This is a genomic window from Fructobacillus americanaquae (genome assembly GCF_024029775.1).
GTDB lineage: Bacteria > Bacillota > Bacilli > Lactobacillales > Lactobacillaceae > Fructobacillus > Fructobacillus americanaquae.
Genome location: NZ_CP097122.1, coordinates 432,867 through 452,545 on the forward strand (window position 1 = coordinate 432,867; position 19,679 = coordinate 452,545).

23 protein-coding genes and 1 pseudogene are annotated in these 19,679 nt (G+C 43.0%); 6 read left to right on the forward strand and 18 right to left on the reverse strand.

The window, feature by feature from the left end:
* Positions 1 to 9: 9 nt before the first annotated feature.
* The 3 genes and pseudogenes from pdxS to M3M36_RS01925 form a co-directional block, all read right to left on the reverse strand.
* Positions 10 to 895 (reverse strand): annotated as a pseudogene (gene pdxS, locus M3M36_RS01915) (pyridoxal 5'-phosphate synthase lyase subunit PdxS).
* Between the two features lie 1,245 nt (positions 896 to 2,140).
* Positions 2,141 to 2,278, reverse strand: coding sequence for a hypothetical protein (locus M3M36_RS01920; RefSeq protein WP_252774178.1), 138 nt, complete (start codon positions 2,276 to 2,278; stop codon positions 2,141 to 2,143).
* A gap of 21 nt (positions 2,279 to 2,299) precedes the next feature.
* The gene (locus tag M3M36_RS01925; protein WP_252774179.1) at positions 2,300 to 2,494 is read right to left on the reverse strand and encodes a hypothetical protein; all 195 of its coding nucleotides are present in this window, start codon (positions 2,492 to 2,494) and stop codon (positions 2,300 to 2,302) included.
* 665 nt (positions 2,495 to 3,159) lie between these two features.
* On the opposite strand from M3M36_RS01925, the gene M3M36_RS01930 reads away from it, so the two are divergent.
* The gene (locus M3M36_RS01930; protein ID WP_252774180.1) at positions 3,160 to 3,405 is read left to right on the forward strand and encodes a hypothetical protein; all 246 of its coding nucleotides are present in this window, start codon (positions 3,160 to 3,162) and stop codon (positions 3,403 to 3,405) included.
* A gap of 76 nt (positions 3,406 to 3,481) precedes the next feature.
* Here the strand turns inward: M3M36_RS01930 and M3M36_RS01935 are convergent, their stop codons facing one another.
* Positions 3,482 to 3,925 (reverse strand): ASCH domain-containing protein, encoded by a 444-nt coding sequence (locus tag M3M36_RS01935; protein WP_252774181.1) that lies wholly within the window; start codon positions 3,923 to 3,925, stop codon positions 3,482 to 3,484.
* 165 nt (positions 3,926 to 4,090) lie between these two features.
* On the opposite strand from M3M36_RS01935, the gene M3M36_RS01940 reads away from it, so the two are divergent.
* Together M3M36_RS01940 and M3M36_RS01945 are read left to right on the forward strand one after the other, a co-directional pair.
* Entirely contained in the window at positions 4,091 to 4,702 is a 612-nt protein-coding gene (locus tag M3M36_RS01940) for a hypothetical protein (RefSeq protein WP_252774182.1), read from the forward strand.
* Entirely contained in the window at positions 4,699 to 5,106 is a 408-nt protein-coding gene (locus M3M36_RS01945; protein WP_252774183.1) for a hypothetical protein, read from the forward strand. Before M3M36_RS01940 ends, M3M36_RS01945 begins: the two co-directional genes overlap by 4 nt.
* Positions 5,107 to 5,379: 273 nt before the next feature.
* Here the strand turns inward: M3M36_RS01945 and M3M36_RS01950 are convergent, their stop codons facing one another.
* The 10 genes from M3M36_RS01950 to pepV all read right to left on the reverse strand — a co-directional run bounded on the left by M3M36_RS01950 (position 5,380) and on the right by pepV (position 13,971).
* A complete protein-coding gene (locus M3M36_RS01950; protein WP_252774184.1) occupies positions 5,380 to 6,171 on the reverse strand; it encodes a PhzF family phenazine biosynthesis protein in 792 nt (263 codons plus the stop codon).
* 233 nt (positions 6,172 to 6,404) lie between these two features.
* Entirely contained in the window at positions 6,405 to 6,815 is a 411-nt protein-coding gene (locus M3M36_RS01955) for a helix-turn-helix transcriptional regulator (protein WP_252774185.1), read from the reverse strand.
* A gap of 220 nt (positions 6,816 to 7,035) precedes the next feature.
* On the reverse strand, positions 7,036 to 7,473 hold the full coding sequence (gene msrB / locus M3M36_RS01960) for a peptide-methionine (R)-S-oxide reductase MsrB (RefSeq protein WP_252774186.1): 438 nt from the start codon (positions 7,471 to 7,473) through the stop codon (positions 7,036 to 7,038).
* Between the two features lie 2 nt (positions 7,474 to 7,475).
* Positions 7,476 to 7,997: a peptide-methionine (S)-S-oxide reductase MsrA gene (gene msrA, locus M3M36_RS01965; protein ID WP_252774187.1), complete on the reverse strand. Its 522-nt coding sequence runs from the start codon at positions 7,995 to 7,997 to the stop codon at positions 7,476 to 7,478.
* Between the two features lie 73 nt (positions 7,998 to 8,070).
* Entirely contained in the window at positions 8,071 to 8,655 is a 585-nt protein-coding gene (gene yihA, locus M3M36_RS01970; RefSeq protein ID WP_252774188.1) for a ribosome biogenesis GTP-binding protein YihA/YsxC, read from the reverse strand.
* A 2-nt stretch (positions 8,656 to 8,657) separates the two neighbouring features.
* Positions 8,658 to 9,911, reverse strand: a complete 1,254-nt coding sequence (gene clpX / locus M3M36_RS01975) for an ATP-dependent Clp protease ATP-binding subunit ClpX (RefSeq protein ID WP_252774407.1) — start codon at positions 9,909 to 9,911, stop codon at positions 8,658 to 8,660.
* A gap of 131 nt (positions 9,912 to 10,042) precedes the next feature.
* A complete protein-coding gene (gene tig, locus M3M36_RS01980; RefSeq protein WP_252774189.1) occupies positions 10,043 to 11,335 on the reverse strand; it encodes a trigger factor in 1,293 nt (430 codons plus the stop codon).
* Between the two features lie 311 nt (positions 11,336 to 11,646).
* Complete coding sequence (locus M3M36_RS01985) at positions 11,647 to 11,889, reverse strand: hypothetical protein (protein ID WP_252774190.1); 243 nt, start codon at positions 11,887 to 11,889, stop codon at positions 11,647 to 11,649.
* On the reverse strand, positions 11,868 to 12,341 hold the full coding sequence (locus tag M3M36_RS01990; protein WP_252774191.1) for a hypothetical protein: 474 nt from the start codon (positions 12,339 to 12,341) through the stop codon (positions 11,868 to 11,870). Before M3M36_RS01990 ends, M3M36_RS01985 begins: the two co-directional genes overlap by 22 nt.
* Positions 12,342 to 12,552: 211 nt before the next feature.
* Complete coding sequence (gene pepV / locus M3M36_RS01995; protein ID WP_252774192.1) at positions 12,553 to 13,971, reverse strand: dipeptidase PepV; 1,419 nt, start codon at positions 13,969 to 13,971, stop codon at positions 12,553 to 12,555.
* Positions 13,972 to 14,085: 114 nt separating this feature from the next.
* On the opposite strand from pepV, the gene M3M36_RS02000 reads away from it, so the two are divergent.
* Together M3M36_RS02000 and M3M36_RS02005 are read left to right on the forward strand one after the other, a co-directional pair.
* The gene (locus M3M36_RS02000; RefSeq protein WP_252774193.1) at positions 14,086 to 14,919 is read left to right on the forward strand and encodes an NAD(P)H-hydrate dehydratase; all 834 of its coding nucleotides are present in this window, start codon (positions 14,086 to 14,088) and stop codon (positions 14,917 to 14,919) included.
* 53 nt (positions 14,920 to 14,972) lie between these two features.
* Positions 14,973 to 15,788, forward strand: a complete 816-nt coding sequence (locus M3M36_RS02005; RefSeq protein WP_252774194.1) for an exodeoxyribonuclease III — start codon at positions 14,973 to 14,975, stop codon at positions 15,786 to 15,788.
* Between the two features lie 341 nt (positions 15,789 to 16,129).
* Here the strand turns inward: M3M36_RS02005 and M3M36_RS02010 are convergent, their stop codons facing one another.
* From M3M36_RS02010 to tsaE, 3 genes are read right to left on the reverse strand one after another with little or no spacing between them, the layout of a single operon-like run.
* Positions 16,130 to 16,663 carry a 3'-5' exonuclease gene (locus M3M36_RS02010; RefSeq protein WP_252774195.1) on the reverse strand — a complete coding sequence of 178 codons (534 nt, stop codon included), beginning with the start codon at positions 16,661 to 16,663 and terminating at the stop codon, positions 16,130 to 16,132.
* On the reverse strand, positions 16,663 to 17,199 hold the full coding sequence (locus tag M3M36_RS02015; protein ID WP_252774196.1) for a GNAT family N-acetyltransferase: 537 nt from the start codon (positions 17,197 to 17,199) through the stop codon (positions 16,663 to 16,665). Before M3M36_RS02015 ends, M3M36_RS02010 begins: the two co-directional genes overlap by 1 nt.
* Complete coding sequence (tsaE, locus tag M3M36_RS02020) at positions 17,196 to 17,654, reverse strand: tRNA (adenosine(37)-N6)-threonylcarbamoyltransferase complex ATPase subunit type 1 TsaE (RefSeq protein ID WP_252774197.1); 459 nt, start codon at positions 17,652 to 17,654, stop codon at positions 17,196 to 17,198. Before tsaE ends, M3M36_RS02015 begins: the two co-directional genes overlap by 4 nt.
* A gap of 142 nt (positions 17,655 to 17,796) precedes the next feature.
* On the opposite strand from tsaE, the gene budA reads away from it, so the two are divergent.
* Positions 17,797 to 18,507 carry an acetolactate decarboxylase gene (gene budA, locus M3M36_RS02025; RefSeq protein WP_252774198.1) on the forward strand — a complete coding sequence of 237 codons (711 nt, stop codon included), beginning with the start codon at positions 17,797 to 17,799 and terminating at the stop codon, positions 18,505 to 18,507.
* Positions 18,508 to 18,570: 63 nt separating this feature from the next.
* Here the strand turns inward: budA and queA are convergent, their stop codons facing one another.
* The gene (gene queA, locus M3M36_RS02030) at positions 18,571 to 19,632 is read right to left on the reverse strand and encodes a tRNA preQ1(34) S-adenosylmethionine ribosyltransferase-isomerase QueA (RefSeq protein ID WP_252774199.1); all 1,062 of its coding nucleotides are present in this window, start codon (positions 19,630 to 19,632) and stop codon (positions 18,571 to 18,573) included.
* Positions 19,633 to 19,679: the final 47 nt, after the last annotated feature.

Here is a 19,679-nt window from a genome sequence, read left to right on the forward strand (position 1 = left end):
CTTTTTCAATTAGATTCCGCGTGGAGCCATCTTGTCTTCGTCGTGCAAAGTAGCTGTATCGATTCCCTTCATTGGAGCACCCAAGTTCTTTGAAACTTCAGCAATCAAGTGGTAATCCGTTGGGCTAGCCGTTGCAGTCACAATTGCCTTGGCAAACTTAGCCGGATTTTCTGACTTAAAGATACCAGAACCAACAAAAACGCCATCGGCACCGAGATTCATCATCAAAGCAGCGTCGGCTGGCGTTGAAATGCCACCGGCAGCAAAGTTAACCACTGGCAACTTTCCAGTTTCATGAATTTCTTGAACCAAGTCTAATGGTGCCCGCAAGTCACGGGCAATGGCCATTAAATGTTCGGGCTTTTCGTTTTGAATGTGACGAATCTGTTCGTTCACCCTTTGCATATGGCGAACTGCTTCCACAACGTCACCTGTACCGGGCTCGCCTTTCGTACGCAGCATTGAAGCTCCTTCGCCGATTCGACGCAATGCTTCCCCAAGGTCACGGCAACCACAAACAAATGGGACTGTAAATTCATTCTTAGCAATGTGGAAGTTGTCATCGGCAGGCGTCAACACTTCACTTTCATCGATATAGTCAACACCAATACTTTCTAAAACGTGGGCTTCGGCAATATGGCCAATCCGAGCCTTGGCCATTACAGGGATTGAAACCGCAGCCATGATTTCTTCAATCATGGCAGGATCTGACATCCGTGCACCCCCCCCCAGCAGCACGGATATCAGATGGTACACGTTCCAAGGCCATCACAGCAACAGCACCGGCTGCCTCTGCAACCTTGGCCTGCTCAACGTTGGCGACATCCATGATGACCCCACCCTTTTGCATCTGTGCCATCCCTCGCTTGACCGTAATTGATCCAGTTTCTTTCATGACAATACATCCTCCACAACCTATTCTAATAAAAAGATTAAAAAATAAATTTCCAAAATCAGTAAAACCGAACTATTGGATAGAATGATTATACCATAAAGGGTATTAGTCTTAATGTTATTATTATTACACATTCATTTAAGCAAAATAGAAACATTTCCTACATTAAAAATGGCAAAAAAATTAAAAATAGCCAAATGTAACTGAAATTCGATTGAAATTTCTAGTTTGAATTGAAATAATCCTTTTTATTTACAAAATTATTGGTTATTTTTCTATTTTTAACCTTTTTTGCAACAAATAAAGACCAAAATAATACAATTTATTCCTTTTTCCCTGTATTTAGTTCTGCAGTGAATTTAACAAAATCATGCCAAGAGGAAAAAACAATAGTATCCATCAAAATTGATCAAAGGAAAAGCACCCAACATTACCATTTTGACACTGATAAACATGCAGTTGATTGCTAAGTCGACAGCGAGTACTATCATTAATAGAAGTCTCAAATAAGCCCATGAACCAAAAAAGGAATGGCCCATTCAGAGCAATTTCTTTATTTTTTTTCGATTAATAAATATAGTCCATAACCAGCTTAGAACCATTAAGATTGCAAAACCAGCCACATTAACGATCAAACTATTCAGCCAGCCAAGCAAAGATTGACCGGGCGAAAATAAGTTCACTAATAAAATATAAATAATATTGAGAGCGGTCACCAGAACAATCGCGGCTGTTCGTGGATAAAGGATGGTCAGTTCGGTTATTTTATTTCTCATGTCGTAGTATTCCTAAAAAAGATGATCAATACAATTAAAAGCATGGTCCAGAGCATGCGAACCAGGTGATGGTGGTAGTTAATTTTACCACTCAAAAAGCCACGGTAGAATGTTAGTCCCTGTAGTGAAACTAAAATCAAAATACTACTGATTTGAAAAAACAGGTGGTGGGCAAAAACAGCGATAAGGATCAAGACAATATTTAAAAGCAGGTTAATGCCATGCCAAAACTTTTTTTGACTCTTTTCCAAACAAAGCGATTGAATAGAAGCCACAATCATTAATAGCGCGTACAACCCTAGTAAAATTCGAGCAATTATTGCCAACTCCGCTCACCCACCTCTACATTACGTTGGCTTTAGTCTAAAGTATCTCAATTAATTTAGCAATTTTATTGATTGATTTTTGATAGCGTTAACGATCAACCACTATAATGCCAACAAAAAAACGCCTGAATAGGCGTTTTCACTCATTTTTCGTCAGCTTTTTCACGACTTTCGTGCGATGATTTGACGAACTTTGATTGCTTTTCTAGGCGTTCATCCTGGCGCTTAGCATCTTCAACTTTACGGGCATCCGCCGCTTCAAATTCATGCTTTTTTTCCATAATGATGTCCCCCAATTATGCTTATTGACCTTCGAAATTTTTCTTTTCGTTCTCGAATTCCTCGTTGTCGTAGCGAGCATCCTTGTGCTTGGCATCCTCAACACGAGTGTTTGCCTTCTCTTCATGGGCTTCAGCGGCGTGTTCTTGAGCCTGCTTACTTTTTGCCTCTTCAAAAGATTCGCGGTTCTCTTTTGAACCATCACGTAATGTTGCCATCCTTAATTCCCCCTTTTCAATATATTACGATTATAATACTATCGTGACAAATTTTAAAGACAAATGTTAAAAAGATCCAAGTATTTATTTTTCCGACCACGCCCACAGAAAATCAGCCGCACAATAACTTAATCTGGATTCCAATAGAAAGACTTCTATCACTGCCAAACTAACATTTTATTTAGAATACGCTCAAGCTTTAATTTTTCCGATACTTTTTAACCACCCAGTCAACCAACATCGAAAAAACGGTCATAACGGCGAGCCCCAAGTAGAGTGAGGCCCAATAGGATATTGGCTCTTGAGGAGAAATCAAAGACCCAATCAACACGAAAAAAATTCCAAAACTCCGACAAAGAAGGTCGCAAAAGTTCGACGATAGTGCATGACGATTGTTTGCATCTGCTTTCTCCCCAGGGACTGCCCACCTGCTCAAAGTCTCGGTTGCAACTTTTTTCTAGGAACACATACCAGAAAAAATTCGCATGAAATGTTCAATTCAACAAAATTTCGACCGAACAGCAAATTTTTGCCAATAAAGATTAAAAAATAATAAACAACCACTCTTTAATCGCTTTTTATTAGAAAAATATAAAAAAATGATAAACTTAACCTTAGAAAAGTATCGAATAGTGTCTGAAGACAATTAGGGGGGGGAAATTAAAATGGCAAGTGAAAAATCCGCATTTATCTTGGTTTCAATGCTCGTAATCTTAGCACAGGCACTGATCGTTAAATTTAGTTTGAATATCTGGATCCAATTGATCATCCCCCTGACTTACTCCATCATTCTTGTGATCTGCTTTTTCTTCGTTTTCAAGAGCGATAATTGGATTGCCTTTACCGCACTTTTATTAGCAGGCAATCTCACCCTCTTGGCCACTGCCAAGCACACAACACCTCTTTACTAAATATTCCAAATCAGAATACTCTCAGTGCTACGAAATATGCAGATAAAAAGGTCGAAACAATCTCGTTTCAACCTTTTTATTGTGGATAAACCAAGTGAAATTTTTCCAGGACAATTGGTGACTGATTTTCTCGGAATACTTTGCCTTCCTCTTGGTAGGCGGCAGTAAAAAAATCGTGGTGTACCTGGCGCCAATAGGCTAATGAACGGTCCCCTTCGCCCTCTTGATAGGCATGTTGGGCGTTAACATCCAGGTACTGTTCAATTGTGACAGCATCATTTTTAATAATGCCAACGGGCTGATTCTGCCCATCTAAAATAACATCATACGCGCCAAAAGCAGGTAACGGCTCTTCTTCGTATAAGTCGTAAGCACTCGCAGTGGCCGTTTTAACGCCTTTCAGGACCAATTGAGCGAGAGCGTCAGCCGCCGCGCCAAATTGAAAACTAGATTGTAATCGGGCTCCCAACGGAATCACCCCTTCGTCTTTAGCCTGTTGAAAAAATGCAGCTGGTGTCATTTCCTTGTCCTTTTCTAATCTTAAAATTTAAACATTCTTGCTCTCATTGTACCAATTAAATATCTGCCGGTTGCAATCAAAAAGTCAAGAGCAACAACGACGACCGGCAAAAATTGTCACTTCTCTCAATGCTACAATAATGACGAAAAATTAAAGGAAATGACAATGCTTAGTTACCAGCGCCAAACCGAAATCAGAAAACTGGCCGAAAACGCCCATCAGAAAATCATGGACCAAAACATCGACAATGAAAATCTGGCCACCTATTTTAAATCCATTGGCTTAGCCGTAATCAATGCTGATTTATCCGCCTTAAAGACAACCGCCTACATTCTGTATAACATCGATAAAAATCAGCCACAGTTTGTCGTTGAAAACGCCTTAAACCATCGCGACTGGATTTATATGCTAGCAAAGGAACTCGGCCAACTCATTTTAGGTTGGAACTATCAGGTTAACCAAGACAATCACCAGGTAACCGAACAAATCAATCAAAAAGCTGATCAAGTCGACGGTATCGCTATCTTAGACTATCCCTTTGCAGACGCTGAATCTCAGCACCAAGTAAACAGGATCAACGAAGCAGATGCTGATTTCTTTGCAGAACATTTCTTAGTTCCTGATGAAACTGCCCGGCCACTCTTACAGAACCTCAATTGGTCATCCCTGACCACGGCACAATTAATTCAAAAATTTTCGTTAATCTACTTCATCAACGATCAAATCGCTCGCAACCGTCTAATCACTTTAATCCAGGAGGTTTATTCAGCCAAATGACCCAAACTAAAAGAAGTCAATTAAAAGAACAAATTATTAATCCAATGGTCGTCCCCCTTGACGACCAAACCTTACTTGCACAAAAACAAGCAGAATTACTGCGTAGCCATGTTATTAACAATGATACCGCCTCAGCCATCCAAGGGCAGCTGGTGAAGGAACTCAAATCCAAGGCCGCCATGCGGCGCTGGCTCATCGTTTCCATTAGCCTCTACTTTGCACTAGTGACTGTTACCATTTTAGGCATTACGATCTTTTTAGCCGACATTGTCGCCATTAAGGTGCAAAATTATCTGATTACCGGTCTCTTCACCAATCTCATCGGCCTGCTGGTCATCATTTACCGCTACGCTTTTGCCGATACTTCTAAACTCATTCATGATTTGTGGACGTTAACCAGGTAATTAATGGTGGCAACTTTTGTTGAACTCCCATCATGATTACCAATTTTCTTTTGCCGATATCAGATAATCAAACTAGATAACCCGTATGCCTCCTACATGGATAAAAACGGAGGACATTTTTGAAGAACACAGTCATAACAAAATATTTGTCATTCAGTCACAAGTATTCAGCTACAACCATTTTTATGGGACAGCCCTTAGTACCATGTTCTACTAAAAAATGCACGGAACATATTCCCGTACACCGATGAATTTTTCCCCAATAAACTGCTTTCAAATTGCTAAATGAACTTCATTTTCAGAATAAAGAACTGCCTCACCACTCAGCTTAGTTCGCTTCCCCTCATAATCACAGTGCAGGACACCAGATCGCGGTGAAGCCTGGTAAGCAACTAATTGGTGCTTACCTAATCGTTCTGACCAATAAGGTGCGATATGGCAATGACCACTGCCGCAGACAGGGTCTTCGTTAATTCCTAGCTTAGGCGCAAATGACCGTGATACGCAATCATACTCGTCATCCACAATAGCCGTAGCGTGTTGGGCCATGCCAGCTAATTTTTTTAATTTTTCCATATCTGGATCCATCCCGGCAATTGCCGTTCCCTTTGGAAAGACACAGACCAAATCACGACCAAGGTAAGCAGCATCTGGCCGAGTACCATAGGCTTCGGTCATAGCTTCTGTTACTGGGACTGCCTTCAAATCGTAAGTGGGAAAATCCATCTCATAGAGATTATCCCTCTTTGTCACTTTTAAATCACCACTCATGGTATTGAAAACTACGGACTGCCCATCTTTTGGAGCTGCCTTTTGGAAAACTAAGAAGCCGGTCGCCAAAGTAGCATGACCACAAAGGTCAATCTCACCAGCTGGTGAGAACCACCGCAAATCGTAGTGCTTATCGTCTTTTTTAACGACAAAGGCTGTTTCAGAAAGCTTATTTTCCATGGCAATATTTTGCATCATTTGATCACTGGGAAAATGATCAACAAAGAGGACTGCCGCTGGATTACCTTTAAAAATCTCACTTGCAAACGCATCAACAACATAACTTTTTACCATGGCTGTTCCTCTTCCAAACACAATTAGAATTCCTTTAATTTGCATCATTCTAGCACAGTTAAACTGATTTAACAGACATTACCTCAGCTTTCCTGACATCAACTAATCGTGTGTTCGGATTCCTGCCAGCGAAATGCTTCTGTCATTCAGTCCAAAAAACGGTCCGCAAAGCAAATATGCGGGCCGCTGTGTTTTGAAGAATATTTTACCTGAAAAACGGCTGTCAATATCTCTTATTTTTTGCTGACGAACCAACCCGTCATCGCAATTAGAGCAAATAAAATCCAATAATATCTTGCCAAAAACTCCCAACCATTATTAATTGGTCGATGTTGCCATTCGCGCCATCGGTGATTTTCGTGCCAGTCTTTGTCGGCTTCATCTTCCTCAAAAAATTTTTTAGCACGGTCTTTCACTGAATTGGTTAATGTTGATGATTGTTGCTGGCCAAATAGGACCTCTTCGACCGGTACTTGAAAGTAATCGGCAACAGATTGAATTTTGGCCAAATCTGGTGTGACCTCCCCAGTTTCCCACTTTGAAATTGTTTGCCTAGTGACATACAATTCGTTGGCCAAGCTTTCTTGAGATAAGTTATGTGCTTTTCTCAAAGATAATAGGTTTTCATTAAAGGTAAATTCCATTGTGCCTCTCTCTTTCATTTCCATTAATCCTAGTATACTAATTTACTAAGAAAGCACTAGCAAAAGCGATTAATATTTGTGCAATTTTAACGGGCATTTAGTCAATTACCAAGCGCATCGCCTAATATGGCAGGCTTTTGCTGACTATTGAGAAAAAGGTTTTTCGTCTTAATCAAAAAAACCGCCACCCTCAAGGGCAGCGGTTTTCGGTCAAACTAATTTAATTAAAGAGGTAAGAATACTTACCGTATCCTTCTTTTTCCAGGTCTTCCTTGGGAACAAAGCGCAAGGCTGCAGAATTGATGCAGTAGCGCAAGCCGCCTTGGTCAACTGGGCCGTCATTAAAGACATGGCCAAGGTGTGAGTTGGCTTCGCCGGAACGAACTTCCGTCCGTGTCATTCCAAAGGAATTATCAGTTGATTCATTCAAATCAGCATCATCAATTCCTTTGGTAAAGGATGGCCAACCGCAACCAGAATCATACTTGTCGGTTGACGAAAAAAGTGGTTCACCGGAAACAACATCAACAAAAATGCCATCGTTCCACCACTGATCATACTTACCAGTGAAGGCCCGTTCAGTAGCCGCATTTTGCGTTACATCGTACTGTTCAGGTGTTAAGCGCTGCTTTAATTCTTCTTGATTATACTTTGCCATGACTATTTGTCCCCCCAATACTTTGCTTGATAGTTATGTCGGGGTGCCATCATTGCTGCTTCACGCAATGGGTCCTTCTTGTAGAAGTCTTGGTGGTATTCCTCGGCCTCATAAAATGGCTTAGCATCCTCGATTGACGTCACGATGGGCTTATCGAATCGACCTGATTCGTTCAATTCCTTCTTCGACTCCTCAGCAATTTGACGCTGCTCAGGTGAGTTAACGAAGATTACTGGACGGTAAGAATCACCACGATCAGCAAACTGTCCAGTTGCATCGGTTGGGTCAGCTACTTGCCAATAAAGTTCAACCAAGTCCTTATATGAGAACTTATCAGGATCAAACCAAATCTTGACTGCTTCAGTATGGCCGGTAGTATGAGAACAAACTTCCTCGTAGGTTGGGTTTGCCACGTGGCCACCGGTGTAGCCGGAACGAACCTTTTCGATTCCTGGTAACGAGTCAAATGGCTCGACCATACACCAAAAACATCCTCCAGCAAAAATTGCTGTATCTTGTGACATTGAAATTACCTCCTACCTAACATTGTAAACAGTAACGAAAAATAGTCAATGGTATAGTTGTGTTTTTATGAATTTAAAGTCGATCTTCAATCCATTGCCAAACTTCATCTTTTCCTGATTTAGTAACGGATGAAAAAAATTGAAAATCAGAATTTTCATCATCAAAATCAACTGCCTTTTTGATAATTGACTCAGATTGGTTTAATTTTCCACGAACAATCTTGTCAGCCTTAGTTGCTACTAAAAGAACTGGAATATTGTAATAAGCCAGCCAATTGTACATCATGATGTCCTCTTCGCTTGGCTTATGGCGCGCGTCAACCAAAGAAATCACGCCACGTAGCTGCTTACGAGAACTAATATAGGTCTCAATCATCTGGCCAAAGGATTCCCGCTTTTTTTTGGAAACTTTTGCATAACCATAACCAGGAACATCAACAAAGTAGAGTTGCCCCTCCACATCGTAAAAGTTCAATGTTTGAGTTTTGCCAGGCTGACCTGAAGTTCGGGCAAAATTTTTACGATTAATCAGGGTATTCGTTAATGATGACTTGCCAACATTCGACCGACCAACCAAGGCAAATTCAGCCCGACCGTCCGTTGGATATTGGCTTGGTGAGACCGCTGACATCACCATTTCAACGTTATGAACGTCCATACTTAGTCCTTTTCATCTTTCTTCAAAACCAGATTAGGCGCCTTACCAGACGTTACAGACGCCTTAGTGATTACGACCTTTTCAATATCATTACGGCTTGGAATATCAAACATCGTATCCTTCATGACGTTTTCAATAATTGAACGCAAACCACGGGCACCAGTACCACGTTCGATGGCCAAATTAGCCATCGCCGACAGGGCAGCCGGCTGGAATTCTAACTCCACATCATCCAATCCAAGCAGTGCCTGGTACTGCTTAACCAAGGCGTTCTTTGGCTGTGTCAAGATATGGGTCAAATCCTCGACCGCCAACTCATCTAAGACCGTGATAATGGGCAAACGACCAATAAATTCTGGAATCAAACCAAACTTTGTCAGATCTTCTGGTTCAACATTTTTCAAAACATTGGGCTGATCCAAGGCCTTAGCTTGGTCAGTTGTACTTGAACCAAAGCCAATTACTCGGCTGCCCAAACGTTCCTTAATCAATGTATCTAGACCAGCAAAGGCCCCACCGACGATAAAGAGAATGTTGGTGGTATCAACTTGGATTAGCTCCTGTTGTGGGTGCTTTCGGCCGCCTTGTGGTGGCACGGAAGCAATCGTTCCTTCCAACATCTTCAGCAACGCCTGTTGAACGCCTTCGCCTGAAACATCACGGGTAATCGAAACGTTTTCTGATTTTTTAGCAATCTTATCAATTTCATCGACATAGATGATTCCACGTTGAGCAGATTCAACATCAAAATCAGCAGCCTGCAAAAGCTTGAGCAAGATGTTTTCGACGTCTTCACCAACGTAACCGGCTTCCGTCAACGTCGTTGCATCGGCAATGGCAAACGGAACTTGCAAAATCTTCGCCAATGACTGCGCCAAATAAGTCTTTCCTGACCCAGTTGGTCCTAGCAAAGCGATGTTTGACTTTTGTAATTCAACATCTGTCGTCTTCAAAGCGTTTTCATTAACACGCTTGTAGTGGTTATAGACAGCCACTGCCAAAGTCTTCTTGGCATTTTCTTGGCCAATCACGTAATCGTTCAAATTTTCAACGATTTCCTTTGGTGTGGGTAAAGTCAGCTGCTCAGACTGTTGGTCCACTCGCATCTCTTCTTGGATAATTTGATCAGCCAATGCGATGCACTCATTACAAATATATAATCCATCAGGACCAGCGACTAGTTTCTTGACTTCATCAGCATCCTTACCACAAAAAGAGCAGTGGACTGGAGTGGTTTCATTGGGTGTTTGGACCATAGTATCCCCCTCGATATCGTCTTTCTTCGGCATTAGCACTCGCTTGCCGGCTTGTTCAACAAGAACAACTGCCTAAAGTAGTAGAGTAAGCTATGTAAGAAAAAAAGCCCAACCGGGCTCTTTTTAGTGGCTTACTTTGCCTTGGCAGATGAAACAATCTTGTCAACGACTGCCTTCATAGCAATGTCGTGCTTCAACAAATCATCTGACAATGATTGCTTAACTTGTTCTTCTGAAATATTGTATTGATCAGCCAATGACTTAACTTCGGCAGCAACTTCATCAGCGCTTGGATCAATCTTTTCGGCCTTAACAATCGCTTCCAAAACCAAGTTTGTCTTGACGCGGTTGTCAGCACCTTCTTCAAATTGCTTGTGGAATGATTCCTGAGTTTGACCAGAAATCTGGAAGAACATTTCTGGTGAAATGCCTTGTTGTTGCAATTGAGCCAAGTATTGTTGCATTTGACGATCAACGTCTTCGTGAATCATCTCTTCTGGCAGCTTGCCACCAACAACTTCAGCATTGTCAACTGCAGCTTGCACAGCAGCATCTTCGAAAGCATCCTTAGCTGCTTCGTCACGTGCTTCTTGCAAGTTCTTCTTTGTCTTTTCCTTCAATTCAGCCAAAGTTTCAACGTCTTCATCAACGTCCTTGGCGAATTCGTCATCCAAATCAGGCAATGACTTGCGCTTGATTTCGTGAAGCTTGACTTCAAACAAAGCTTCCTTGCCAGCCAAGTCCTTAGCTTGATATTCTTCGGGGAAAGTAACCTTAACGTCAACATCGTCGCCGGCTACGTGACCAACCAATTGGTCTTCAAACCCTGGGATAAATGAACCTGAGCCCAATTCCAAAGAATAATCCTTAGCTTGTCCACCATCAAAGTGGTCACCGTCAACAGAACCGTCAAAGTCAATGACAACAGTGTCGCCATTTTCAGCCTTTGTGCCGGCTTCTTGCAAAACCAATTCAGCTTGGTTTTCTTGTTGGCGCTTAATTTCAGCATCAACTTCTTCATCTGATACAGTGGCGTCTTGCTTTTCCACAGACAAACCAGTGTAATCACCCAACTTGATTTCAGGGGCAACGGCTACTTCAGCCTTCATTTGCCAGTCAGCACCCTTGTCCATTGAAACTGGAATGATGTCGGGGCGACCAACAACTGTGATGCCTTGTTCAGCAACAGCTGCATCATAAGCGGCTGGCAAAACGATATCCATGACATCTTGGTACAATGCTTCTTCACCAAACTTTTGCATGAACAATGACATTGGTACCTTACCCTTACGGAATCCGGGTACGGCAATTTGATTCTTGTTCTTGTCAAATGCTGGCTTCAAGGCCTTTTGTACATCAGCTTGAGCAATTGAAAATTCTAGTGTACCGCGGTTTGCATCCGCAGCAGCTGTCCATTTAGACATGTTAAATCCTCCAAAAATAAGTTCTATATAATTTTAGACCAAATGACTGATTTTATCAAGGCCGGCGACCAAGATGCTGATGGCGGTTAGCAAGGAATAGCAATGATTGATTGGCCTTCCACCAACTTCTACTCAAAAACTAGACCAAAAAATGCGCTGCCTAAATATTTTTCAACTCTGCTTAACTAACCAACGCTTGCCCAATGGCGGATTCTTCTATCATTTTTAACACAAAAACTGCGATTGCTTGAATCGCGACTTTGTTTAATATTTTTCCCTTTTGATCCAGACAATAAATTTTCTTGCCCTCATCATTCAACAAATTCACCCTCAACACCCGAGTCCATGTTACCAAAGACATTTAAATCAAAGACGCGATCAAATTCTTCTACGTTGTCGGGATAATCGTTGCTGCCCTCGATGGCCAAGACTTCCATGCCGTGATTGAAGTAAATGCGTACACTCCACTGAGTCCCATCCATCACGCTTTCATCCACGTACTTTTCCTCCCAACTACCAACCCGAAGGTCCTTCATGGCCTGAAAGAAATCCATCTTGGCATCAATCGCTGACTTTTAAAGTTTAAATCATCAGTTTCATCCGTCCCCATTTTGACAAAATAACTAGAAGCGATGAGGTCATCCCCAACCACAGTAAAGGTGTTATTCTGTTGCCCCCACATGTAGTCACCAGTAATAACCTCCATCTTATCAATCGTCTCAATTTTATGATTAAAGCCAGTTTCACGCAGGTCAGTTTCCATTAAAGGATAGGATCCCCCATGGGAAATCAGTTCCGCTTTTTTCTCAATCAAATGCTCGTAAACCTGGTCTAATGCCATTATTTTTCCGTCAGTCCGTAACAACTCTTCTGGTGTCAAACCCACAAAGCTCCGACGTGATTGACGCATCTTTTGCCAGTAATTTTGAATTTCTTCGATTTCACCAACCAGGTCATCGTTTTCATGACGATGGTTATATTCATGAAAAAAGTCTTCTACTCTCATCTCACTAACTCCCTCAACTCTCTCTAAATCGAATTAAGTTCATTATATGAAAATCAAAAAACGGTGCTTTTATTTTTTACATGCAAAGCGGTTACATTTCAAAGACAATTATTATTAACCAAAATAAAAAGCCAGACAAAAGTCTGACTTTGATTCCGTGTCATTAGTAAACAAGATTGAACTTTCAGAACGTGTAGCACTTTACTAATTTTTATTCAGGCAAATTAGCTAAGTCAACAATGGCTTGACCATAGATTCCCATTGAACGCACAAGGTCATCAACCAAGGCAAATTCTCCAACTTGGTGCATCGTATCTGGTGAATCGGGGAACAAAGCACCAAAGGCTACTCCGCGCTCCATCAACCGACCATAGGTGCCACCACCAATTACTTGGTCATGTGCTTTTAGACCAGTTTGCTCGTGGTAAATGCTCAACAAAGTTTTTACGACTGGATCCTCAGGCGAAACGTAGTGTGGCACTTGAGCATGACCACCAATCTTAGCTAAATAATCCCAGGATGGCATTGCCTTTGCCAACTTTTCCTCGATGAATGCTGGTTCGATTCCCTTTGGATAGCGGAAGTTAAAGTTAATGTAAACACCCTCTTCCAAATCGAACTTTTGAATTCCAACGTTCATTGACAAGGCACCCATCACATCGTCAACATGGTTGACACCTAATTTTTGACCAGTTGGATCATCGTGTGACAAGTCCCCCAAGTAAGCAAGGAAGTGAGCAGCTGTGCCCCCAAAGTCATATTGCATCAAGAATTTTGCCAAGTAAGTTCCGGCGTTTTCACCCGTCTCAGGCAAAGAACCGTGGACCTGCTTACCAAAGACCTCAAAGGACAACTGCCCCCCGTCTGTGGTCACGATTCCAGATACCTGGGAATTATCAGTCAAGAAGGCTGCAAAATCAGCTTCAACCTGATCAGTGGCAAGGCCTGCTACAGCAGCGCGAGCAACACCTGGTACCATGTTCGTCCGAATCCCTGACTCAAATGAGAGCAACTGAGCAGCATCCCCGTTAGTTGCTTTCGAAGTGATATTCACCTGCAAGTTTCCTTTTTCACCGTTAATAATTGGGTATTCGGCATCAGGCGAAAAACCATAGGCGGGTGCCGGTTCAACCTCGAAGTAGCGCGTCATTCCAGTCCAATCGTTTTCCTCATCAGTACCGAAAATCAAGCGAACACGACGCTTCAATGGCAAGTTTAAATCACGAATCATCTTAAACCCATAATAAGCAGCCAAACCAGGTCCCTTATCATCAGAAGCCCCACGGGCAATCACTTTACCGTCTTCAATAACGGGATCAAAAGGGTCCGTTTCCCAACCTTCACCAGCAGGCATGACGTCCACGTGAGAAAGCAAAGCGACATATTCATCAGCATCCTTTGGACCAATTTCAATGTAACCAGCTAAGTTATCAATGTTCTTAGTCGTGAAGCCGTCTCGGTCGGCCAAGGTCAAAATGTGAACCAGCGCATCCTTTGGACCGGGTCCTAACGGTGCATCCGCCGTCTTCTTGCTATCGTCACGAACAGAAGGAATTTTCAAAAATTCCTTCAAATCAGCCAAGTAAGCCTGTTCTTCTTCCTTAGCTTTTGCCTGCCAATCAATCATCAAAGACCTCCTTGTGGGAAGTGACCAAAGTCGCTCTCACCTTTTTCATTATTTTCTCATTAAGTTATTTTCATTATACACATCTTAGGCGTAAAATGCTTAGCAGAGAGGTGAAAAATGATTAAATTAACTGAGAAAATCGTGCAAGAAGTCATTCAAGTTCGACCACGCCAATCACATAAAGGTACTTTTGGCAAAATTTTAATCGTCGCGGGTAACCAAGACCTAGGCGGGGCAGCCATTATGAACGCCCAGGCCGCCGTCTTTGGCGGCGCTGGTTTAGTCACGGTGGCAACCGACCCCGTTAATAAAACAGCCCTTCACGCCCGCTTGCCCGAGGCTATGGTCGTTGACTACCATCAGGACCTATCAAATTTAATTGCCGGTGTGGACGTTGTCCTCATTGGTTCTGGTTTAGGAAATGAATTAACCATTTTAAAGCAAGTCCAAAAAGAGCTCACCGACAAGCATAAGGTTATTTTAGATGGATCAGCCTTGACCATGATGGCACAGGAAAACCTGCCCCTACCACAGGGACAAATTATCCTAACGCCCCATCAAATGGAATGGCAACGTTTTGGTCAAGTGGCCATCGCTGACCAAGCAAAAGAAGACAATAACTGGGAGGCCCTTGTTGCCATGAATCCTGAACCAATTTTGGTTTTGAAGTCTGACCAGACTCAGGTATACTTGGAAAATGAGCTTTACCAACTGACTGTTGGTGGCCCCTACCAGGCAACCGGTGGCATGGGTGATACGCTCGCCGGCATCATTGCAGCCTTTGTTGCACAATTTCAAGACACAAAGAAAGCCGTTTTGGCAGCCGTCTACAGTCATTCAGCGATTGCAGAGCGTTTAGCAGAGACGGCCTACGTAACCTTGCCAACCGAAATTGCTCAGGCCCTCCCTGCCTTTATGAAGGAAATGGCCGACCAAAACCCGCCCTTGTAACCAGCAAAGTGGGCTTACCCTCAACTAAAATCAGCAAAGGATACTGAGACCTAATGAAATTTATTTCGTGGAATATCGACTCCATTAACGCCGCCGTCGAACACAGTTCAGACCGTGGCAAGATGACCTGGGACGTTTTATCTAATTTGGCTGCCGCAAAGCCTGATGTCCTCGCCATCCAGGAAACAAAACTGAAAGAGTCCGGCTTAACGAAAAAGCACTTAGCCGCCCTGACTGAACTCTTCCCGGATTATCACTTTTACACCAACTCATCAACAGCCAGAAAATCCTACGCTGGTACCATGATGATTGCTAAAGAAGAGCCAATTGCCGTTGACTACCCAACGATTGGTGCTCCTGGTGAAATGGACCAAGAAGGACGAATCGTCACCCTTGAATACAAGGAATTCTTTGTTTCGACGGTCTACACACCCAATGCCGGTTCAAAATTAGACCGACTGGAGGATCGTCAGGCGTGGGATGATGCTTACCGGGACTATATTGATGATTTAAATGTGAAAAAACCTGTCATTTTTTCTGGTGATTTTAATGTTGCCCACGAAGAGATTGACCTCAAGCACCCAAGTACCAACCATCATTCTGCTGGCTTTACAGACGAGGAACGCCAAAAGTTCACCTTGTTACTAAATGCCGGTTACACCGATATCATGCGCGCCAAGAACCCTGGGCAAGCAGGTATCTATACATGGTGGGCACAACGGGTGAAAACATCTAAGATTAACAACTCTGGTTGGCGGATTGACTATTACTTGGTTTCAAACCGGATTGCTGATAAGGTTCAAGCAATCAAGGTCGTCGATACCGGTGCTAGACAGGACCATGCTCCAATTGAATTAACCATCGACTGATAACAATAAAGCAGACTCCATGATTGGAATCTGCTTTTTTACATTTTGTTTAAGCGCCTTTGTCAATCGGTTATCAAAACTCACCAAAATGCTAAGACAACTCCTACGGGTAGGGGCTAATCCTTTCTCAGGATACTTGGGGTTATGGTTTTAAAAACCATAGTCACTGTACCCTCGCCAGGATTGCCACCAACTGCACTTGCTTAGATACCAATACTATGGCAGCAAAGCTGCTATCCTGCGGTTTATAGGGAACTAACTCGTTAAACCATTGATTGAAAAATTTATTTAAAAAAATGGTACGCCGTTACTAACCGCTTAAACAGCACAGTTAACACACTTTATTGATTACGAACATATTCTTTTAGGACCTGATTTCCAAAAAGCTCACTTTGGTAAATCAAAATCTCCGCACAAGCCAAAGAATCCTCTAGCGCATTATGGTGGTGGTCCAAACGAATGTTCAAAGCAGCAGAAACCGTGTTGAGTTTATGATTTTGCAAATCAGGCAAGAGGCGACGCGAGGTTTGCACAGTATCCAACAGTTGATAATGAGCTTCTGGCAGGCCGTAATAGTCTAAGCAGGCCCGTAAAACCGAGGCATCAAAATTGGCATTATGCGCCACCACGAGTTTTTCTTCAGTAAATAACGGCGCAATTGTTGGCCAAATTTCTGCAAATGTGGGCGCATTGACAACGTCCTTTGGATAAATGCCATGAATTTGCGAATTTCGCGCTGAAAATGGCGTTGGTGATTTAATTAAAGAATAAAATTGGTCCACCACCTGGTTGTCACGAACGACAACCAAAGCAAGTGAAACAGCTGAATGGCGCTGGTTGTTGGCTGTTTCAAAATCAAAAGCGACAAAATTCATTAGAACAGTAACTCCATTTTTACAAGGTTGGCCTGGCGGCCAGACCGTAATTCAATTGGCTCAGGTTCCTCACCGACTTCTGTGAAACCAAGCTTTTTGTACAAATGACGAGCAACCTGATTTTCCAGGTCGACATCTAACCACAGACGGTCATAACCAGCCTCTTCGGCCCAAACGACCATCGCTGCCAGCGTTGATTGGCCTAGTCCGTGGCCCTGAAAGGCGGCCAAAATCGCCAAACCAACTTCACCATCGGCAATTGAAGCCATACCGATGGCAACCGCGTCACCGCCTTCTTCATCTCCCAATGGTTTAGCCCAGATCAACCAGGTCTTAGCGGGGCGGTCATCATTTTTCAAATCAGCTGCAGCAACTGCCGATTGATCAGACGCTGCTAATGAATCACGAACTTCAGCTAATTCAAAAGTATCTGATTCCTGTTTAAGCTGAGTCAATAAATCTTGGGCAGCTTGAGCCTGTTGCAGGTCCAAGCCAAGCATTGAGTACTCATAGTGGTCCAATTGTGCTGCAATCATCCGTGTAAGTCCTCCTCAATTTGCGTGGCTTGGCCCACCCCCAAAACCGCAATTTGACGGCCAGAGTCTGTGCCAACCATGCGGGTAAAGGTCATTTCTAAGCGATCATTTGGCAAAAGATCCGCCATGTACTGGGGCCACTCAATTAACGTGACACCATCAGTACCCAGATAGTCTTCAAATCCCTGGTCGGCTGCGCCCATATTTTCAAGACGATAAGCGTCAAAATGATAAAGGGGAATCCGACCTTCTTCATAAGTATTCAAGATATTAAAAGTCGGACTTTTAACCCGACTCGTAATGCCCAAGGCCTGAGCCAATCCCTGGGTAAAGGTCGTCTTACCGGCACCTAAGTCGCCTTTTAGCGTCACCACCAGGCCGGGGTAAACGAGTTTGGCTAATTGCTCGGCCAACGCCTGGGTTTCTTTTGGATTGTTCGTCTGATAGCTTTTCATATTCCATATTATAACACTGTCATTTAGCTGAACACTGGGCACTTTGTTGGTTTTGTGTCCTGATTTTAAAAATTTCTTGTCAGTCCCCTAGTTGATAGGAGTACAATAAAAATAATCAAAAGAATTGAAAGGATTTTTACGAATGTCAAAAACAACTTTATTTCAAGTTGGCACGATGCAGCTTCTTGCTAACGGCCTCTTAGACGGGACAATGTCCATCCACGACCTCCTGCAACACGGTGACTTTGGAATTGGTACTGGTCAGGGCCTCGATGGCGAACTGATTATCTTAGATGGTCAAGCCTACCACACCTTGGTTTCTGGCAAATCTGAAACCCCAGATGAAAGCTTTAGTTCCCCATTTACAGCTGCTCACCATGGTGATTTTCAAGATTTTGGAACAGCGGAAAGTGCTGATTTGGAAGTCGTTTTGCAAAATGCCATCGACAAATTACAGGCGCAAAATCAGTTTGCAGCTTTCTTGGTCGAAGGTGAATTTGAAACAATGACGACTCGCTCAGCTGCTGGTAGCCAGAAGCCATATCCGTCCCTAACCGAAGCCGCTGAAAAGCAACAGGTTTTCCATGGTTCAAAGGTCTCGGGTCGACTTCTTTCCTACTATGCTCCGGCCATCTATCAAGGCGTGACCGTAGCTGGATTCCATTCCCACTTCCTTTCTAACGACCACGACCTTGCTGGCCATGTTTTAACCGGAAAAGTTTTGTCAGCCACCGTTAAGGTCCAAAAATTCGATACTATCGAACAGGTCTTACCAACTGAAAACCCTGATTTTAAGGCCGCTGATTTAACTGACTTGACCATGGTTCACAAAGCCATCGAAGCAGCTGAATAAGTTCCCTAAAAGACATGTAAATCAATAAAAAAGCAGTTGCCGTGGCAACTGCTTTTTTTATTTTTACTTATGAATAAACATCGCATCCCCAAAGGAGAAGAAGCGATATTGAGCCTCAACTGCATGACGATATGCATTCAAAATGTTCTCCCGACCAGTAAAAGCTGCAACCAACATCACCAACGTCGACTTTGGCAAATGGAAGTTCGTGATAAAGGCATCAACAACCCGCCACTGATAACCAGGTTTAATAAAGATCTCCGTCCAACCAGAATCAGCCTGAAGTTGACCATCAAATTTTGAACCAATCGTTTCCAACGTTCGAATTGACGTCGTCCCGGTAGCAACGATCCGCCCACCCTGCTTGCGAACCTTATTCAACGTGGCTGCTGCTTCAGCGCTCAATTGATAAAATTCAGAATGCATCTGATGGTCTTCAATATTTTCCTCTTCCACTGGTCGGAAGGTTCCCAAACCAACGTGCAAGGTCAATTCCACTAATTCAACGCCCTTTGCAGCAACCTTTTGCAGCAATTCTGGTGTCCAGTGCAGGCCGGCAGTGGGGGCCGCAGCCGAGCCATCAACCTTGGAGTAAACAGTTTGATAGCGCTCTTGGTCTGCCAATTTTTCCTTAATGTAGGGTGGCAAGGGCATTTCCCCCAACTCGTTCAAACGTTCCATAAAAATGCCAGCATAGGAAAACTCAACATAGCGACCACCATGTTCCAATTCGCCAACAATCGTCGCCGTCATCACGGGATTTTCTGGATCATCACCAAAAACGATCGTTGAACCAATTGGTGATTTTTTAGCTGGTTTGACCAAAGTTTCCCAGACATCTCCATGGTCTTGACGCAATAATAGGACTTCAGCATGGCCACCTGTTTCTGGGCGAATCCCATGTAACCGGGCTGGCAAAACTCGTGAATTATTCATCACTAAAGCATCGCCTGGGTTCAAATAGTCCAAAATGTCATAAAAATGTCGGTCCTCATAGGCCCCCGTTTTTGCATTCAACACTAAGAGCCGGGAAGTATCGCGTTGTTTTAATGGTGTTTGCGCAATTAATTCTTGGGGCAAGTCGTAGTCAAAATCTGATAATTGATAGTGCTTTTCTTCTGTCATAAATCTCTTTTAAATTCTTTTATTCATCAGCCAGCAGGCTGATAGCG

What these genes read in the sequence shown, in the direction of transcription:
- M3M36_RS01920 (WP_252774178.1), bottom strand. Translation starts at nt 2,278, where the DNA reads ATGGAAAAAAAGCATGAATTTGAAGCGGCGGATGCCCGTAAAGTTGAA.
- M3M36_RS01925 (WP_252774179.1), bottom strand. Translation starts at nt 2,494, where the DNA reads ATGGCAACATTACGTGATGGTTCAAAAGAGAACCGCGAATCTTTTGAA.
- M3M36_RS01930 (WP_252774180.1), top strand. Translation starts at nt 3,160, where the DNA reads ATGGCAAGTGAAAAATCCGCATTTATCTTGGTTTCAATGCTCGTAATC.
- M3M36_RS01935 (WP_252774181.1), bottom strand. Translation starts at nt 3,925, where the DNA reads ATGACACCAGCTGCATTTTTTCAACAGGCTAAAGACGAAGGGGTGATT.
- M3M36_RS01940 (WP_252774182.1), top strand. Translation starts at nt 4,091, where the DNA reads ATGCTTAGTTACCAGCGCCAAACCGAAATCAGAAAACTGGCCGAAAAC.
- M3M36_RS01945 (WP_252774183.1), top strand. Translation starts at nt 4,699, where the DNA reads ATGACCCAAACTAAAAGAAGTCAATTAAAAGAACAAATTATTAATCCA.
- M3M36_RS01950 (WP_252774184.1), bottom strand. Translation starts at nt 6,171, where the DNA reads ATGGTAAAAAGTTATGTTGTTGATGCGTTTGCAAGTGAGATTTTTAAA.
- M3M36_RS01955 (WP_252774185.1), bottom strand. Translation starts at nt 6,815, where the DNA reads ATGGAATTTACCTTTAATGAAAACCTATTATCTTTGAGAAAAGCACAT.
- msrB (WP_252774186.1), bottom strand. Translation starts at nt 7,473, where the DNA reads ATGGCAAAGTATAATCAAGAAGAATTAAAGCAGCGCTTAACACCTGAA.
- msrA (WP_252774187.1), bottom strand. Translation starts at nt 7,997, where the DNA reads ATGTCACAAGATACAGCAATTTTTGCTGGAGGATGTTTTTGGTGTATG.
- yihA (WP_252774188.1), bottom strand. Translation starts at nt 8,655, where the DNA reads ATGGACGTTCATAACGTTGAAATGGTGATGTCAGCGGTCTCACCAAGC.
- clpX (WP_252774407.1), bottom strand. Translation starts at nt 9,911, where the DNA reads ATGGTCCAAACACCCAATGAAACCACTCCAGTCCACTGCTCTTTTTGT.
- tig (WP_252774189.1), bottom strand. Translation starts at nt 11,335, where the DNA reads ATGTCTAAATGGACAGCTGCTGCGGATGCAAACCGCGGTACACTAGAA.
- M3M36_RS01985 (WP_252774190.1), bottom strand. Translation starts at nt 11,889, where the DNA reads ATGGATTTCTTTCAGGCCATGAAGGACCTTCGGGTTGGTAGTTGGGAG.
- M3M36_RS01990 (WP_252774191.1), bottom strand. Translation starts at nt 12,341, where the DNA reads ATGAGAGTAGAAGACTTTTTTCATGAATATAACCATCGTCATGAAAAC.
- M3M36_RS02000 (WP_252774193.1), top strand. Translation starts at nt 14,086, where the DNA reads ATGATTAAATTAACTGAGAAAATCGTGCAAGAAGTCATTCAAGTTCGA.
- M3M36_RS02005 (WP_252774194.1), top strand. Translation starts at nt 14,973, where the DNA reads ATGAAATTTATTTCGTGGAATATCGACTCCATTAACGCCGCCGTCGAA.
- M3M36_RS02010 (WP_252774195.1), bottom strand. Translation starts at nt 16,663, where the DNA reads ATGAATTTTGTCGCTTTTGATTTTGAAACAGCCAACAACCAGCGCCAT.
- M3M36_RS02015 (WP_252774196.1), bottom strand. Translation starts at nt 17,199, where the DNA reads ATGATTGCAGCACAATTGGACCACTATGAGTACTCAATGCTTGGCTTG.
- tsaE (WP_252774197.1), bottom strand. Translation starts at nt 17,654, where the DNA reads ATGAAAAGCTATCAGACGAACAATCCAAAAGAAACCCAGGCGTTGGCC.
- budA (WP_252774198.1), top strand. Translation starts at nt 17,797, where the DNA reads ATGTCAAAAACAACTTTATTTCAAGTTGGCACGATGCAGCTTCTTGCT.
- queA (WP_252774199.1), bottom strand. Translation starts at nt 19,632, where the DNA reads ATGACAGAAGAAAAGCACTATCAATTATCAGATTTTGACTACGACTTG.